This window comes from Castellaniella defragrans (assembly GCF_014203015.1).
GTDB lineage: Bacteria > Pseudomonadota > Gammaproteobacteria > Burkholderiales > Burkholderiaceae_B > Castellaniella > Castellaniella defragrans.
In genome coordinates, this window is the sequence record NZ_JACHIB010000017.1 from 71,253 (window position 1) to 88,023 (window position 16,771).

General features: G+C 64.7%; 18 protein-coding genes. 12 read left to right on the forward strand and 6 right to left on the reverse strand.

Translation table 11 applies throughout. The features are described 5' to 3' along the window. Positions 1-186: 186 nt before the first annotated feature. The 12 genes from HNR28_RS14225 (at position 187) to HNR28_RS14280 (ending at position 9,226) form a co-directional block, all read left to right on the forward strand. Entirely contained in the window at positions 187-843 is a 657-nt protein-coding gene (locus tag HNR28_RS14225) for a potassium channel family protein (RefSeq protein ID WP_043682710.1), read from the forward strand. Positions 844-911: 68 nt separating this feature from the next. Further along, positions 912-2,276, forward strand: coding sequence for a TrkH family potassium uptake protein (locus HNR28_RS14230; protein ID WP_151023979.1), 1,365 nt, complete (start codon positions 912-914; stop codon positions 2,274-2,276). A gap of 163 nt (positions 2,277-2,439) precedes the next feature. Then, positions 2,440-3,258, forward strand: a complete 819-nt coding sequence (locus HNR28_RS14235; RefSeq protein WP_043682712.1) for a transporter substrate-binding domain-containing protein — start codon at positions 2,440-2,442, stop codon at positions 3,256-3,258. Between the two features lie 97 nt (positions 3,259-3,355). After that, on the forward strand, positions 3,356-4,072 hold the full coding sequence (locus tag HNR28_RS14240) for an ABC transporter permease (RefSeq protein ID WP_151023980.1): 717 nt from the start codon (positions 3,356-3,358) through the stop codon (positions 4,070-4,072). Beyond that, on the forward strand, positions 4,069-4,752 hold the full coding sequence (locus HNR28_RS14245) for an ABC transporter permease (protein WP_043682716.1): 684 nt from the start codon (positions 4,069-4,071) through the stop codon (positions 4,750-4,752). The genes HNR28_RS14240 and HNR28_RS14245 overlap by 4 nt, the downstream gene beginning before the upstream one ends. 111 nt (positions 4,753-4,863) lie before the next feature. Then, the gene (abiEi, locus tag HNR28_RS14250; RefSeq protein ID WP_043682719.1) at positions 4,864-5,412 is read left to right on the forward strand and encodes a type IV toxin-antitoxin system AbiEi family antitoxin; all 549 of its coding nucleotides are present in this window, start codon (positions 4,864-4,866) and stop codon (positions 5,410-5,412) included. Then, positions 5,409-6,335, forward strand: coding sequence for a nucleotidyl transferase AbiEii/AbiGii toxin family protein (locus tag HNR28_RS14255; RefSeq protein WP_043682720.1), 927 nt, complete (start codon positions 5,409-5,411; stop codon positions 6,333-6,335). Before abiEi ends, HNR28_RS14255 begins: the two co-directional genes overlap by 4 nt. Before the next feature lie 10 nt (positions 6,336-6,345). Next, a complete protein-coding gene (locus HNR28_RS14260) occupies positions 6,346-6,744 on the forward strand; it encodes a YchJ family protein (RefSeq protein WP_151023981.1) in 399 nt (132 codons plus the stop codon). A gap of 67 nt (positions 6,745-6,811) precedes the next feature. Next, the gene (locus HNR28_RS14265; RefSeq protein WP_211369274.1) at positions 6,812-7,456 is read left to right on the forward strand and encodes a glutathione S-transferase family protein; all 645 of its coding nucleotides are present in this window, start codon (positions 6,812-6,814) and stop codon (positions 7,454-7,456) included. A 149-nt stretch (positions 7,457-7,605) separates the two neighbouring features. Beyond that, the gene (locus tag HNR28_RS14270; RefSeq protein WP_151024000.1) at positions 7,606-8,151 is read left to right on the forward strand and encodes a YbhB/YbcL family Raf kinase inhibitor-like protein; all 546 of its coding nucleotides are present in this window, start codon (positions 7,606-7,608) and stop codon (positions 8,149-8,151) included. Between the two features lie 22 nt (positions 8,152-8,173). After that, positions 8,174-8,980 (forward strand): helix-turn-helix transcriptional regulator, encoded by an 807-nt coding sequence (locus HNR28_RS14275; protein WP_151023982.1) that lies wholly within the window; start codon positions 8,174-8,176, stop codon positions 8,978-8,980. A 90-nt stretch (positions 8,981-9,070) separates the two neighbouring features. Then, the gene (locus HNR28_RS14280) at positions 9,071-9,226 is read left to right on the forward strand and encodes a helix-turn-helix domain-containing protein (RefSeq protein WP_170288421.1); all 156 of its coding nucleotides are present in this window, start codon (positions 9,071-9,073) and stop codon (positions 9,224-9,226) included. A 36-nt stretch (positions 9,227-9,262) separates the two neighbouring features. Here the strand turns inward: HNR28_RS14280 and HNR28_RS14285 are convergent, their stop codons facing one another. From HNR28_RS14285 to HNR28_RS14310, 6 genes are all read right to left on the reverse strand, one after another. Next, entirely contained in the window at positions 9,263-10,363 is a 1,101-nt protein-coding gene (locus HNR28_RS14285) for an NAD(P)-dependent alcohol dehydrogenase (RefSeq protein ID WP_151023983.1), read from the reverse strand. A 334-nt stretch (positions 10,364-10,697) separates the two neighbouring features. Continuing rightward, the gene (locus tag HNR28_RS18565) at positions 10,698-12,140 is read right to left on the reverse strand and encodes a flagellin N-terminal helical domain-containing protein (protein ID WP_151023984.1); all 1,443 of its coding nucleotides are present in this window, start codon (positions 12,138-12,140) and stop codon (positions 10,698-10,700) included. A gap of 120 nt (positions 12,141-12,260) precedes the next feature. Further along, positions 12,261-13,316: a glycosyltransferase gene (locus tag HNR28_RS14295; protein ID WP_151023985.1), complete on the reverse strand. Its 1,056-nt coding sequence runs from the start codon at positions 13,314-13,316 to the stop codon at positions 12,261-12,263. Between the two features lie 100 nt (positions 13,317-13,416). Further along, a complete protein-coding gene (locus tag HNR28_RS14300; RefSeq protein WP_151023986.1) occupies positions 13,417-14,418 on the reverse strand; it encodes a DUF4351 domain-containing protein in 1,002 nt (333 codons plus the stop codon). 110 nt (positions 14,419-14,528) lie between these two features. Next, positions 14,529-15,071, reverse strand: a complete 543-nt coding sequence (locus tag HNR28_RS14305) for a hypothetical protein (protein ID WP_151023987.1) — start codon at positions 15,069-15,071, stop codon at positions 14,529-14,531. A gap of 139 nt (positions 15,072-15,210) precedes the next feature. Further along, complete coding sequence (locus HNR28_RS14310) at positions 15,211-16,692, reverse strand: IS5 family transposase (RefSeq protein ID WP_151023988.1); 1,482 nt, start codon at positions 16,690-16,692, stop codon at positions 15,211-15,213. Positions 16,693-16,771 lie beyond the last annotated feature (79 nt).

The following is a 16,771-nucleotide window of genomic DNA, read 5'->3' on the forward strand; positions in this document are numbered from 1 at the left end:
TCGTAATTTGCTGCAACGCACCATCCAAATATCAAATTCAAGCAAAAATCCATCAGGGTTTTTACCAGATTTTCGGGCGTCTGACCATGGTCAAAACGCCATCCGGCGTCCGCTGGCCGAACTCTGGCGCCCCGTCCCGGCGCCTTGTATGCTCAAATCGCCCTAAACGGACACTGAGGAAGCACCATGGGACAATTCGCCGTCATCGGCCTGGGCCGTTTCGGCAGCGCCACCTCGCTGGAACTGATGCGGCTGGGCCATTCGGTCCTGGGCGTGGACGCCGACAGCCGCGTCATCGACCAGATGGCCGACCGGCTGACCCGCGCCGCCATCGCCGACGTCACCGACCGCGACGCCCTGGCCGAACTGGGGCTGCCCGAATACGACGTGGTTCTGGTCGCCATCGGCGAGGATCTGCAGGCCAGCCTGGTCTGCACCGTGCACCTGAAGGCGCTGGGCGTGAAGGTCCTGTGGGTCAAGGCGTCCTCGCGCGCGCACCACCTGATCCTGGCCAAGCTGGGCGCCAACCGCATCATCCATCCGGAAGACGAGATGGGCATCCGCATCGCCCAGGTGCTCAGCTACCCCATGGTCAACGACTACATCTCGCTGGGCAACGGCGACTTCGTGGTCGAGATCGAGGCCAGCGCGCAACTGGACGGCCGCACCCTGGGCGACGCCCTGACCACCGATCCCCCGGGCGCCATCCACGCCCTGGCCGTCAAGCGCAAGGGCGAGACCACCGTGCACCCCACCGACCAGTTCGTGGTGCGCACCAAGGACACCCTGATCCTGTTCGGCCCGCTGCACTACCTGAAGAACGCCGCGCCGAAACTGCGCTGACCGTTCCCCGGTCCGGCCTCCCGCCCCTTCCGACCGGCCTCACCGATTCCGACCGATCCCGACCGAGCATGGCGCGCATCAACATCCACCCCCTGCAGGCCTACCGCCAGGCGCGCCGCACCGGCCAGCTGCAGGCGAGCCCGCCCGCCGTCCTGGCCGGCAGCTTCCTCATATTGATCCTGGTCGGGACCGTGCTGCTGTCCCTGCCGGTGGCGCAGCGCCATCCCTTCGGCGTGTTCGAGGCCCTGTTCACCGCCACCTCGGCCGTCACCGTCACCGGCCTGATGCTGATCGACCCCGCCACGGACCTGAGCTTCTTCGGCCAGGCCGTGCTGCTGGCCCTGGTGCAGATCGGCGGCATCGGCTTCGTCACCTTCGCCATCATCGCCACCCTGACCCTGGGCAGGCGCGTGAGCCTGAAATACCAGGCCCTGGCGCTGGAGGCCTTCAACCAGACCAGCGTGGCCCGCATCCGCCAGACGGCGCTGACGGTGCTGAAGTTCTCCCTCGTGATCGAGGGCGCCGCCATCCTGATCCTGACGCTCTGGTGGTGGCGCCACGACAGCCTGGAGCACGCCTTCCTGCTGGCCGGCTTCCACGCCGTCTCGGCCTTCAACAACGCCGGCCTGTCGCTCTTTCCCGGCAGCCTGGCCGGCTTCGCCCAGGACCCGGTCACCACTTTCGTGATCACCGGCTGCGTGATCCTCGGGGGATTGGGCTTCAGCGTGCTGGCCGACATCCAGCAGAAGCGCAGCTGGACGACGCTGGCCTACTACACGCGGCTGATGCTGATCGGCACGCTGGTCCTGAACCTGGCCGGCTTCGCGCTGTTCTGGCTGATCGAGGCGCGCAACCCCAACACCCTGGGCGCGCTGCCGGCCGCGGGCCAGGGGCTGGCCGCCTGGACCCAGGTCGTCGCGGCGCGCACGGCCGGCTTCGCCAGCGTGGACGTCGACCAGCTCTACGACAGCTCGCGCTTCCTGCTCACCGGCCTGATGTTCATCGGCGGCGGTTCGCTGTCCACCGCCAGCGGCATCAAGCTCGCCACCTTCATCGTCCTGCTGGCCGTGGTCCGCGCCTACATCCTGCAGCGCAAGGAAGTCGTGCTGATGCACCGCACCATCGCCCCCGAGACCATCCACAAGGCCCTGGCGCTGATGATGGTGTCGGGCCTGCTGGTCTGCCTGGGCATCTTCCTGGTCAGCCTGTTCGAGGACATGCCCTTCATCGCCGTGGTCATGGAAGTGATGTCGGCCTTCAGCACCACCGGCATCAGCCCCGACCTGACCCGCGTCCTGAGCCTGCCCAGCCAGATCGTGCTGATGCTGCTGATGTTCGTCGGCCGCCTGGGGCCGCTGACCCTGGTCTACAGCCTGGGCACGCAGCGCCGCAGCCGGGTGCGCTACCCGGAAACGGTGGTGCAGATTGGATGAGCCCGGACACGGAACAGCCCCTGCGGACTGTTCCGTGCAGGGCGAATCCGAGCGGCATGCAGGCCGCGAGGTGGAGAGATGCCTGCCCCACCCCGATCCTCAATGTACTAATATTCCTCTTTCCGCATTTCCCAAGACCCAACCTCTCATTAGGATCCCGTCCATGGTGATTTCCATCGCACGACAGGCGGCGCTGTGCGCCGCCCTCGGCCTTGCAGGCCTGGCCGCCACGGCTTCGGCCGCCACGCTGAAAATCGGCACCGAAGGCGGCTACCCGCCCTGGAGCATGGTCGACGCCAGCGGCAAGGTCACCGGCTTCGACGCCGACGTCGGCCATGCCCTGTGCAAGAAGCTCGACATGAAGTGCCGCTTCGTGGTCCAGGCCTTCGACAGCCTGATTCCCGCCCTGCAGGCCGAACGCTTCGACCTGGTGATCTCCGGCATGTCCGTCACCGCCGAGCGCGCCAAGGTCATCGCCTTCAGCATCCCCTACGCCACGGAAGATTCCGCCTTCGTGCTGCCCCAGGGCGACGCGCTGCTGAAGGCCGCCGATCCCAAGGCCCTGATGGCCGGCCTGGCGGGCAAGACCGTCGGCGTGCAGAGCGGCACCACCCAGGGCGCCTACCTGCAGAAATACGCGCCGGACCTGAAGCTCAAGACCTACGAGACCCAGGACCAGATGCAGATGGACCTGTCGGCCGGCCGCCTGGACGCGACCTTCTCCGAAGTCACCCCGCAGAGCCAGTTCCTGGACACCACCGGCAAGGGCAAGTTCGCCCTGGCCGACGCCGTGGTCAAGAGCAGCGCCGACCCGGACATCCTGGGCCTGGGCATCGGGGCCGGCATCAACCAGAAGAACACCGAGCTGAAGGCCAAGGTGGACAAGGCCCTGTGCGAACTGATCGCCGACGGCACCATCAAGTCCTCCAGCACCAAATGGTTCGGCGTCGACCTGTCCAACTACGCCGCCTGCAAGAAGTAATGCCCGACGACGCGGCCGGCGCCTGCGGGCGCCGGCTTCATTCCCCCGGGGCCGCCGGCCGCCCGCCGGCACCGTCCCGGGGTTTTCCATCCATCCCATGATCCAGACCCTGCACGACATCCTGAGCGCCGGCTGGGGCGCCATGCTGCTGCGCGGCGCGGCCATGACCGTCTTCATCAGCGTGTGCGGCATCGGCCTGGGCATGGCCATCGGCATCGCCGGCGCGGCCGCCAAGACCGGCGCCAACCGCCCGGCGCGCGCGCTCGTCGGCCTGTACACCATGGTCGTGCGCAGCGTCCCCGAACTGCTCATCATCTACCTGCTGTTCTTCGGCGCGGTGCAGCCCGCCGCCGACCTGGCCGACTGGCTGGAATGGGACGAGCTGATGAGCACCGTCTTTCCCATGCTGATCGGCATCCTGGCCATCGCCCTGATCTCGGGGTCCTACAGCGTGGAAGTCTTCCGCGGCGCCTTCAAGGCCATCGACCCCGGCCAGCTCGAAGCCGCCCGCGCCATCGGCATGGACCGCGGCCAGTGCCTGCGCCGCATCACCCTGCCGCAGCTCTTCTGGTACGCCCTGCCCGGCGCCAACAACGTCTGGCAGGCCGCCCTGAAGGACACCGCCCTGATCTCCCTGGTGGGCCTGGTCGAGCTGATGCGCGCCGCCGTGCTGGGCTCGGCCGCCACGCGCGCGCCCCTGATCCTGTACCTGATGGCCGGCATCCTGTATTTCCTGATCGGCGCCTGCAGCCAGGGGCTGTTCGTCTGGGCCGAGCGCCACTTCGGACGCGGCATGCGGGGGGCCGGACGATGATCGAACTGTTTGAAAAAGCCGTGCCCGTGCTGATCGAGGGATTCTGGATCACCCTGCGCATCGGCCTGTTCTCCATCCTGTTCGCCTCGCTGCTGGGCCTGGGCGCGGCGCTGATGCGCACCGCGCGCAACCCGCTGGTCGCGGGCGCGGCCTTCGCCTACAGCACCGTCTTTCGCGGCACGCCGCTGCTGATCCAGCTCTTCCTGCTGTACTACGGCATCGGCACCCTGGGCTTCGTGCGCGAGCAGCCCGCCCTGTGGTGGCTGTTCTCCGACGGCGCGCGCTGCGCCATCCTGGCCATCGCCCTGAACAGCGGCGCCTACATGAGCGAAGCCATCCGCGGCGGCCTGCAGTCCGTGCCGGCCGGCCAGCTGGACGCCGCCGCCTCCTGCGGCATGAGCCGCCTGCAGATCTTCCGCCGCATCCACTTTCCCCTGGCCATCCGCCAGGCCTTCCCGGCCTACAGCAACGAGCTGGTGCTGGCCATCAAGGGCACCAGCCTGGCCTCCACCATCGCGGTCATGGAGCTCACCGGCTTCGCCCGGCGCCTGATGAGCCAGAGCTACCTGATCGTCGAGACCTTCATCATCGCCGGCATGCTGTACCTGGCCATCAACGTCACCCTGCTCGGCTGCGCCTGGCTGGTGGAGCGCAGGCTGGGGATCCGGACGGGGGAATAGGATCGCAGGCCACCACCCCTTCGAAATCCGCAGAGGGACATGCAGCGCCAGAGTGGTTCATAAGTCTACGCAAACACCATATAAACAGGGTGCTGATGTACACTTAATCCCATGAACCAGCGCCAAGCCATTCGCGTTCTCCGTGCCCTGGACGACGCCGGCCGCTATGTATTCCGGCGCCAGCATCTGCGCACCTGCTTCCACGAGGATTCGGAAAAGACCTTTGCCGCCGGGCTGGCCCGCCTGGTCGATACCGGCGTCCTGACCCGCGCGGGCCGGGCCGTCTACGTTCATGACGCGGCGAAATCCCGCGACGGGTACACGATCGAACGCATCGCCATCGCCCTGCGTCCCGCCGAGCTCAGCTACATCAGCCTGGAATCCGCCCTGGCGGAATACGGCGTCATCTCGCAGATCCCCATCGATCGCATCACCCTCATGACCACCGGACGCGAAGGTGAAATCCGGACCCCTTACGGCACCATCGAGTTTGTGCACACCAAGCGCGATCCGGCCGATCTGCGCCAAGCGACGCTTTCTTCCGATCATCCCTTGCGCATGGCCAAGATCGACACGGCCATCCGCGACTTGCGGCGTGTCGGCCGCAATCTGCATTTGATCGACCCGGAAGCCCTCCAGGAGGCCTTGGCCAAACCATGAAAGAAAACTTCAATCATCTGGTGGAACTGGCCATGCGGGACGCGGGGCGCGCCCATATGCGTCCCGTCATCGAAAAAGAACTGCTGCACTATGACATCCTGTTCGCCCTAAGCGAAGCCAAGCTGCTCGACACTTTGACGTTTCAAGGCGGGACTTCGCTGCGCCTATGCCATGGCGCCCCACGCTTCTCCGAAGACCTGGATTTCGCAGGCGGACCGGGGCTGAACACGCGCAAGCTGCAGGACATCAAACAATGCCTGGAAGACTACCTGGGAAGCCGCTATGGCCTGGATGTCCGGGTTCGTGCCCCGCAAATCCGGGGAATGGATGACGGGCCGGCAGAGCCCGGACACACGCAGATCGCAAAATGGCGGATCAGCATCCAGACCGCCCCCTCTCGCCCTGATCTTCCCAGGCAGCGCATCAAACTCGAAGTAGCCGATATCCCCGCCTACACGCGAGACATCAAAAGCCTGGCGCGCAATTACCCGTTCCTGCCCGATGGTTACGCGGATGTACTGCTGGGCGTTGAGTCTCTTGACGAAATCATGGCCGACAAATTGGTCTCCCTGCCAGCCTGTGTCCGCTACGTGCGGCACCGGGACATCTGGGACCTGCGCTGGCTCAAACAACAAGGCGCAAGCCCCGACGTTGCCCTGGTGGAGCGCAAGATCGAAGACTACGGCGAAGTCCGCTACCTGGACAAGCTGCGGGCGATGATCGACCGGCTCGGCGAAATCGTGCGTGGCACGCCATTCACACAAGAAATGTCGCGCTTCATCCCCCAGGATGTACAGGACAGGACGCTGCACCGGAACGGATTTGGCACCTTCCTGACCAACGAAGTCCAAGGCCTGTTGCGAGTGGTGGAAAAGGCGCTGGACTCAGGCACCCGCGCCGACGATTCCTCTTTTCCAATGTAGAACATCCGGCATGAAGCGCGCATCCGACCAGCCCGTCCCCTGCCCCTGCGGCCTTCCCGCCGCCTACGCCGATTGCTGCGGCCGCTGGCACCATGGTTCCTTGCACCTGCAAGCGCCCGACGCCCAGGCCCTGATGCGCTCGCGCTACAGCGCCTACGTGCTGGACGAACTGGACTACCTGCTGCGGACCTGGCACCCCGACACCCGGCCGGCCGCGCTGGAACCCAACGAGCCCGGCACCCGCTGGCTGGGACTGGACGTGCGCCGCCACGTCCGGGTGGACGCCGACCACGAGGTCGTGGAATTCGTCGCGCGGGTGCGCGTCCACGGCCGCGCCACCCGCATCCATGAAACCAGCCGGTTCACGCGGGTGGACGGGATGTGGGTGTATGTGGACGGGGCCGCTTGAGTACACTTGAGTGATCCTCCCGGTCCGACCGCCCCGGTCGTCCTTCTTCGAACCCCACCCCCGTGCCATGATGCTGATCTACGATGCCCAGAGCCCCGCGCCGCGCTGCCTGCGGATGTTCCTGCTCGAAAAACAACTGCGGCTGCCCGCCACGACCATCGACGTGATGACGGGGGAAAACCGCCAGCCGCCCTATCTCGCCATCAATCCGGCGGGCCAGACGCCGGCCCTGCGCCTGGACGACGGCACCACCCTGGCCGAGGCGGTCGCCATCGCGGAATACCTGGAAGAACGCCATCCCGAGCCCGTGCTGATCGGCCACACGCCCGAACAGCGCGCGCAGACCCGGCAATGGTGGCGCCGGGTCGAACTCAACATCACGGAATTCATCCACAACGCCTACCACTACGCCGAAGGGCTGGCCCGCTTCGAGTCGCGCATCCCGGTCGCGCCCGAGGCGGCCGAGGGCCTGAAGCGGGTGGCCCGGGACCGCCTGCAGTGGCTCGACGGCCTGTTCGGTCCCGGCCCCTACCTGTGCGGCGAGCGCTTCACCGCCGCCGACATCTGGCTGTACGTCTGGCTGGATTTCGGCGAATCCGTCCACCAGCCCTTCGACCACGGCCTGCCGCGCATCGGCCCGTGGTTCGAGCGCGTGGCGGCGCGGCCCAGCGCGGCGCTCAGCCGAGCCTTGCTGCCCTCCTCGCGGGCCTGAGCGGCCCCCGGCGGGGACGGCCGGCCGACGCCCGCGCCCGCCGCGCGAGATGCGCGCAACGGCACCATCGATGCGCGTTTGCGCATCACCCGCGACAGCCCCCTTCCCTATACTGGACGCATCCATTTCGTTTCCGAGGCAACCTCATGATGCGTACCCTCTTTTGCGCACTGGCGCTATGCGGCCTGGCGGCCACGTCCCAGGCCGCCGAATTCACACTGTCCAGTCCCGACATGCGGGACGGCCAGCCGCTGACCCAGGTCCAGGTCTACGACGGCTTTGGATGCCATGGCGAAAACCGTTCGCCCGCGCTGGCCTGGCACAACCCGCCGGCGGGGACGCAAAGTTTCGCCGTCACAGCCTACGATCCCGACGCGCCCAGCGGCAGCGGCTGGTGGCACTGGACCGTCTTCAACATCCCGGCGACCGTTCATGAACTGCCGGCGGGCATCGGCCCCGATGGCAAAGGCCTGCCGACCGGCGCCATCCAGGGCCGCACGGACTTCGGCACCAGCGGCTTCGGCGGCGCCTGCCCGCCCGAAGGCGATGCGCCGCACCGCTACCAATTCACCGTCTGGGCGCTGAAAACCGCGACACTGCCTCTGGATGTCCAGGCCAGCGGCGCGATGGTCGGTTTCATGCTGCGCGCCAACAGCATCGGCCAGGCCCGGCTGACCCCGGTCTTCGGCCGCTGACGCAAACATCGCCGCGCGGCCCATGGAACCACCCCTCGCCCGCCAGCAACGCCGGATCCAGCCCGGCCATTTCCGGTGCCGGGCCCCGCAGCAATTGCGGCGGGTCCGGATCCCCCAGGCGAGTCTTTTCGACATCCGCCAGGGCGAAAAGCACGTCCACGCCAATGGCCGGCGGCTGCGCTGCACCGCCGGCCATTGGCTGCTGGTGGCGGCCGGCACGGAACTGGACATCGAGAACCACCCGATCGACGGCACGTATCTGGCTGAATCGATCGCCTTGCCTCCCGCATTGCTGGAGCGTTTCCGCCGGCGCAATCCCGGACTGGGCGCCGGCCCCGGCGCCGCCCCGTGCGTGCTTGCCATCCAGCCCGGCCCCGATTCGCTGCGCGCCTGGCGCTATCTGCGGGAATGCATGACCGCTGACGCCCCCGGAGCTCTGCAATGGCAAGCCGCCGAAAGCCTGTTGCTGGCGCTGAACCTGCAGCAGGCCATCGGACCGCTGCTGCGGGATCGACACGACCCCTTGAGCGCCCGCATCGAACAGCACCTGTCGCTGCTGCCGCCCGAACGGCGCACGCTCGCGCAGCTATCGCACGATTTCCATTGCAGCGCCGCGACGCTGCGCCGCAGGCTGGCGCGGGAACACACGGGATTCCGGGAATTGCTCGACAACATCCGGCTCGGACAGGCGCTGGACGCCCTGCAAAGCACGTCCCGCCCTATCGCCGACATCGCCGCCGACTGCGGATACGCCAGCCCATCGAGATTCGCCATCCGTTTCCGGCAGCGCTACGGGCTGAACCCGAGCACACTGCGGCAGACACGCTGAGGCGGGCGGCTCGCGATGGACAATCAACATCGGCAATGAGATATTGGTCAATCCGGGTCAGCGGCAACTGGCGGCTGACCTTCATGTTCGATGGCCGGGACGCAATTGCTGCGCCTGTCCAGATGGATTCCCGCACCCAGCGCCATCATGTGGCTGCAGATGCAGGCCGATTACGACTTGTGGCAGGCCGAGCATTCCGGCCGTGAATTCCAGGTCACACCGGTGCCCTACGCCGGGCCGGGGTGAACGAATTTCTCCAAACCCCGACCCGCGCCCCTCCGCTCAGAACGGCTTGATGGCGATCTTCAGCACGCCGTCGCGCTGATGGGCGAACAGATCGTAGGCCGCGACGATGTCGTCCAGCTTGTAGTGGTGGGTGACCAGCACCCCCAGATCCAGGCGTTCGGCGGCGATCACGTTCATCAGGCGGCGCATGCGCTCCTTGCCGCCCGGGCACAGAGCGGTATTGATGCGATGGTCGCCCAGGCCGGCGGCGAAGGCATCGAGCGGGATCTTCAGGTCCTGCGAATACACCCCCAGGCTGGAGAGCGTGCCGCCGGGCTTGAGGCAGCGCAGGGCCTGCTCGAACGTGGTCTGCGTACCGAGCGCTTCGATGGCGGCATCGGCGCCGCGCCCGCCGGTGAGCCGCATCACCTCGGCGACCACGTCGCAGGTATTGAAATCGAGGGTGACGTCGGCGCCCAGCCGCCGCGAAATGCCCAGGCGGTGCTCATTGCCGTCCACCGCGATGATGGTGGTCGCGCCCAGCAGGCGCGCGCCGGCCGTCGCGCACAGGCCGATGGGGCCCTGGGCGAAGACGACCACCGTGTCGCCCAGGCGGATATTGGCGTTTTCCGCCCCCTTGAAGCCGGTGGACATGATGTCCGGGCACATCAGCACCTGCTCGTCGGTCAGCCCGTCCGGAATCGGCGCGAGGTTGGCCTGCGCATCCGGCACCAGCACGTATTCGGCCTGGGTGCCGTCGATCAGGTTGCCGAAGCGCCAGCCGGCGGTGGCCTTGTAGCCATGGCAGCCGCACCGCCCGGAGGGGATCAGGTAGCTGCCGTCCTGCGACGGCACGCCATCCTGGGCGGCGTAGGAACCGAAGTTCGGGCAGATTGCCCCGGCGATCACGCGCTGCCCTTCCTGGTAGCCGGTGACCGCGCTGCCGAGCTTTTCGATGACCCCCACGGGCTCGTGACCGACCGTAAGGCCCTGGGCGACCGGATATTCGCCCTTGAGGATGTGGATGTCGGTGCCGCAGATCGTGGTGGTGGTAATGCGAACCAGCGCATCGTTAGGGCCGACTTCCGGGATGGGCTTCTCGGTCAGCTCGATCCGGCCGGGTTCGACGAACACGGCGGCTTTCATTGTGGCGGCCATGGGGTTCTCCTTCGATGAAATAAGCGGGCTTGTGGCCTGCCCGCCCGCAGGCGATGATTTCATCGTAACGGCTTGCCGGGGCCCGACGCTTGCGCTAGGTCATGGAAATCCCCATTCGCCATGGGGTCATGGATTGCCGGTTTTCGCCGCGGATTTCTCCGACCCGCTCGCCGACGTTCCAGCGGCGCTGCAACCCTACCAGCCGCAGATGCGCTACCTGCTGATTCAAGAAACCGGCCTGCTCGAAGAAGCCGATCGGCCCGAAGGCAGCTCGGCCGCGCTGATGCCGCGTCTGGCCAAAAGCCGGGTCTTTCGCGGCTGGGCCCGATCCGCCCTACCCCGAAATCAGCGACAGCATGTCGCGCGGCACCTGGTTGGCCTGGGCCAGCACGGCGGTGGATGCCTGCTGCAGGATCCGGGCCCGCGTCATGCTGGAGACCTCGACCGCATAATCGGCGTCCTGGATGCGGGACTGGGCGGCGGCCGTCGCATTGCGTTCCTGCGCCAGGTTCTGGATGGCGCCCTCGAAGCGATTGGTCAAGGCGCCGTACTGCCCCCTGTAGGTGTCCACCTTGCCCAGGGCCTCGCTGAGCTTGGCCAGCGCCTCGCGCGCCTGCTCGATCGGATCGAGCTCGACCGTGCTCAGACCCAGGGACACGCTGTCCGAAGGCGTCGGCTCGATCGTGACCTTCTCCACGTCCTGCCCGAAATTGGCGCCGACCACGATATCGGTGGGCTCCGAATAAGGCGGCTGGATCCGGGTCTCCGGACGGGGCATCACGTCCCAGCTGGCCGTGGCCTGAAACGCCCCCTGTCCCACCACGAGGATCAGCAGATCCTCCGTGACCTCGTCGATCGACAGCCGCTCCAGCCGGCCGCCGGCGCCATTCGTGCCGTCGTTGAACGCCGTGTCCGTCTCGTAGCGGTCGCCATCGCCGCTGTATGAAAAATTCATGCCGTTGTAGCTGCCCGATGCGCTTCCGTCGATGTCGAACGCGGGACCGCCCTGCACAAGCAGACTGTCGTCGTACGCCGCCGCGGGCAGAAAACCGTTGGACTCCGTCAGGACCCGCCCCTGGATCGACGCCGCATCGACCACCTGATTGTTCTTCCAGACGGCATCCCCGCCCGCTCCCAGGATCGGCGTTCCGGCCAGGTGCTTGCCATCCCGCGTGAACAACTGGATGTCGTCATCCGCGCCCAGGGAATCGATGTCCAGCACGAAATTCTTCGCCCCGGTCGGGATGTACGCCGTCGACACGATGCCGGAGGTGAACGAAGCCGGCTGGCCGCTTCCCGGAAACTTCGCAAAGATCGGCGGCGTGTCGCCGATCTTGACGGGCACCTGCGTCGAGGCATCCGGCGCCAGGGGATGGCGGCCGAAGATTTCCGTCCCGCAGGCGATCCGGTCGATCTCCGCGCGGATCTGATGGAACTCCTGGTTGATCGCCGCCCGATCCGAATCCGACAAGGTTCCGTTGGCCGACTGCACGGCCAGTTCGTGCGCTCGCTGCAGCAGATCGTTGATGCCGTCCAGGCCGCCTTCGGCCGTCTGCATCAGGCTGATGCCGTCGTTGATGCCCCGCATCACCTGCGCGCCCGCCCTCAGGCCGGCTTCCATCCGATTGGCGATCGACTGGCCGGCGGCATCGTCCTTGGCGCTGTTGATGCGCAGCCCCGACGACAGCCGCTCGATCGCCTGCCCCAGCGCATTGCCCGCCTGCCGGTTGCGATCCTGCGTCTGCAGGGAAGAAACATTGGTGCGGACGGAAACCATGGAATCTATCCAAATCGAACGAGACCCTGCGAAATATAACAAATCGCGTCAAGAAAGGGGCGGATTCAGTATCGCCAGAGCGGTCCGTCTTGCTACGGTGGTGGGGCATCTTCCGGCGGTCTAGCCTTGCCGCATCTCCCCGGCCTTTTTCCGGTATTCGGCCGCCAGCGCCGCCCGTCCCGTGTTCTCGTACAGCACCGCCAGGTTCTGCGCCGCCAGGTAGCTGCCCCGGCCGGCGACCGATTCAGACAGATCCGGGCGCTCGCCGATTTCCAGGCATTTCAGCCAGCTGGATTCCACGATCGGCAGGAACTGCGATTCCGCCTCGGCAGGATGCCGGATCGCCCAATCCAGAAAAACGTCCGCCACGCAGAAGAAATAATCGGGGGAATCCTGCCAGTACGGGAATTCCTCCTCGGCCAGCAGGATCGCCTGCTCCAGCCGGCCGGCCCGCTTCAGGCAGTACAGGGCGCGCATGATCAGGTCGTAGCGGAACGACTGGTCGCGGGCGCACAGCGACACCGCCCGGGAAAAATGGTCGGCCGCCTCCTCATGCCGGTCATAGAGGGCGAGCTCCTTGCCCAGCTGATAGAGCAGATAGGGATCTGCCGGCGCCTCGGCCAGCGCCACGCGCAGCAGCGCCTCGTTGCGCCCCTTCTTGGCCTCCAGGCCCTCGGGCATGTAGCCGTCGTGGCCGACGCGGATATCCAGCCGCTTGCGGGGCAGATTGCCGGGATTGGCCGCCTGCTCATGAATCCGGCCCACATAGCGCACCCCTCTGGGCAGCACGCGGGTTGTCCATTCGGTCGCCTGACGGACTTCGCCGCCCTGCACGAAGCGATTGAGGATGGCGACCTGCCCGAGAAACGACGCCGGGCCCAGGCGGCGCAGCTGCTCGTGTCCCGACTCCAGCCAGTTGTCGGCGTCCAGGATCAGGTTCCAATCCGCCGATGAATGATCCAGCGCCGCATTCCGGGCGGCGGAGAAATCATCGACCCAGTCGAAATGATGTACCTGGGCACCGAAGCGCCGGGCGATGGCGATCGTATCGTCCGTCGATCCGGTGTCCAGCACGATGAGTTCATCGACGTGGCCCTGCACGCTGGACAGGCAGCGGGCCAGCGTGGCCGCACCGTTCTTGACGATCATCACCAGGGCGATGGTGGGAGGGTTCATCTGATTGACTCGCAAACGGGGCAGCCGTGATCATGCCCCAATCCCCAACCCAGCGCCATCGGAATACATCGCGCAAGCCCCCGGACGGCGCACAGCGCGGTCAATCCTTGAACACCTCTTCTAGCGAAGCGGCGTCCACGAAATTCAGCGACCAGGTTTCCAGATCCTCCGTGCCGGCGGCGCGGATGCGCTGGACGACCGCCTCGTCCACCGGCCCGAAGCGGCGCTGGATCTGGCGCAGCAGCAGGTCGGCCTGGCCGCGTACCATCCCATGGCGCTCGGCGATCGTCACGTAACTCATTTCATGCTCCTGTTCCAGCCGCTGGGCAGCCAGAAAGTAGTCCGTCTCCAGGTCCGCCGGCAGGCGGAGCATCCATTCCACCAGCCGCAGCAAGGGGCCGATCACATCCCGCGTGTAGCCATAGCCATACAGGCGGCGAGTCAGATCCAGCAGCGGCGCCAGCCGGCTGGCCTTGTCCGGATGCCCCGCCGCCTGCAACTGCGCCATGATCACCACGGCAAATGGATTGGCCGGCGCCAGCGCATCCAGCTCGTCCCAGCGAGCCCGCCAGTCGTTCAATTCTACAATCGGAAAGGTGAACCGGGTCCGCTGCGCCAGGAAGTCGCTCTGATAGGTCAACGTGGCGGCCGGCGCGTCCTGCGGCGAGCGCCAAGGCTGGTCGATCAGAACCCCCAGGCTATAGACCTGCGGCGGCAGCAGTGCCCTGCCCTTGCGTCGTTCCCGCTGCCGGATCAGCACGTTGTATTCCAGCATCCGCCAACCAAAGACCTGCAGGGCCAGCGGGCCGGACAGGCGGCCCTGGACCTCGACATGCACCAGCAGCAAGGCGCCATCGCCGCTGCGCAGGCGAACCCGGGCCAGCTTGTCGGCATGGCGGCGGCCCTGGCCGGGTGCGCTGGCGCGCAAGACCGCCTGCAATTCCTTGTCCAGGAATTCGACCGGCACCGACGCGTCGATGAGGGAATACAGGTCCGGGGTCAGCAGGGCCAGCGCCTGGGGAAAATAGAGTTCGAGCGCGTCCTTCCACGGATTGTCGTGATCGTCCGCGAGGGCGGGCGGCGATGCGTTGCGGGCGGACATGGCGGGCTTCCTGGCTTGGGAAGCCTTATTCTGGGCGGGCGGCGCATTACGGGGGTAAATCCACCCTTATATCTCACCCACAAAATTCCAGACACCATCAAGCTGCGGGATTAAATTCTCGATGCTATCTTCATGAGATTCCTTTCTTCCTTGATGGCTTTGAATATTGCCTCTTCCAAATCTCCAATATCGTATTGAAGGCGGTATTTATCTTTGAATGCCTTTAGATCGGAGAGAAAACGCAGGTAACCTGCAGGATTGCGTGAATAGCCTAAGCGATCATCAATTACAGAGTCAAGGGTGGCAAAGCGATCAGGGTAGAGCAAGCGCAGATGCTTACTTGCAAACGAGACACCAATACCGCTAAGCTCAATCCCCTGCTCAATGGCTTCTCGCTCTGATAATTTCGGCACCTTCTGCAGCCATTGATGGACATGTGTATGCCATTTTTCTTTTGAGAGCTTTCCATATACTCGCTCCCCGCGCCCCCAGGCAAAGACCGCCTGGGAAAAAGCAATAGCATCTTTTTTCTTATTGGATTTCAAGTAGGCCAGACGTGCGACCTCAACTTTTCCCCTTAAGCCGCCAGCATCCACGATGTTGGCCAGGTGTTTTTTATCCAGTCTTAGATCGAGGAAAGTAAGATTTTTCATTTAAAATCCATTGGTTGGAATATGCATGAACTATCTAAAACCTATAGACAAGTTCCGCCAGATCACATAGGAAATACTGACGAACACAAACTATTTCTCAAGATATTTAGTCGTCCCTGAAGAATCTATCTAGCTCATTTCAAGCCGGATTTCCGGCGATCCGAGACCACGGATTTTGCTGAGATAGCCCAGCGCACGAACGAGCCGCCAGAATTTGCTGCCGCATCCAAGCAAACAATCGAGACAAAAATAAAGGACTGATGCCCTTGCGGGCAATCATGCGCAGCAGCCACCTGATATTGAATCCTGCCGCACACAGCACCGTGTGGATTGCATCACCTGTCTGACCTTTCAAATGACAGCGATTCATCTCATGATCGCCTTTCAGGTGGCCAATGACGGGCTCCACCGCCTGGCGCCGTTTGAGCGTCTGGCGCTCCTGGTCGGTAAGGCGTTTGAATTTGCCTCGATGCTTGAGGCTGTATTCCGGGATCTCTCCATCCACGCCTCGATAGCCCAGATCTGTGTAGACGGTCTGTGGCCGAACACCAATCGCCTCCATCAGAATGCTGGACTGCTTCAACTGCTCGGCCAATGTGTGGCCGTCATACGGATTGCCGGGGAAGCTGCGGGCGCCAACAATAAGATTGCCCTTCAAAGTGATGGCGATGCCCACCTTCACACCAAATTCATAGGGTGTGCGGGCCTTTCCCTTTGAAATGCACTCCACTTCCGGTGCATGCCAGCTGTAAATCTTTTCATGCCCCTTGGGCCTGGAACCCTTGCGACTCTGGGCTGCAATCTTGTATGCCTGCGCCAACAGTGGGTCCAGGGCATCCTGGATATCCCGTGCCAGCGCCGTCTTGCTGCGCTCAATGTCACGCGCCGAGCGCCCCAGGATCGTGCGCTGACGTTTGATCGTCTTGTGCATGCGCCGGTACTGCTTGGCATGCGTATAACGGCCAGCTTTCCTGGCCAGATCCCGGCCTTTCTTGGCATAGCTTTGCTTCAAGGCGATGCCGTGCGCCTTGGCCGCATCGGCGATCTTCTGGCGCGCCACCTCCAACAGACGGCTATCGGTGGGATGCGTCACCGCCTTGCTTTGCACTGTACTGTTCACAATCACCGACTCCATGGCCGTGCACTCGATCAGGCCCAGATTGATCGCCACCACCAGCATCTGCACTAGCAACCCCTCGACGCCTTCCTCGCCCAGCAGCCCGCGGAATCGGCTGATGGCGCTGGGGTCACAGGGGCGGCGATTCTCGAAATATTCTTGACCAGAAAAATACTGCCAAACCGGTGTCTCACTCCAGCGTTCGCAGACGTCTTCGTCGCTTTCGTTGAAGGTATGCTTCAAATACAAAAGCGAAATCATCAGTCGCATCGGCAGTCGAGGGCGTCCCGCGCTTGAATGACCTGCCCCCACCACAGCCATCGTCAGGCCGAATAGATCAATGTCTTCGACCCACTTGCCGGTACGCACTTGACGAGCGAAACGGTGGGCGACCGCCGCTTCCATTTCCTGCCAGGGAATATGCGTGGCAAGCACCGCCAGCGGTTTACACAGATCAATCATCTGGTCCAGGCGGCTGCGGAAAAAGTCGTCGATTTGGCTCATGCAGATTTGGGGCAATCTCCCAGAAGATAGCACCAAAAAGGCAATCTTTGAGGGATCCAATGATCGTTAATAGCTATAT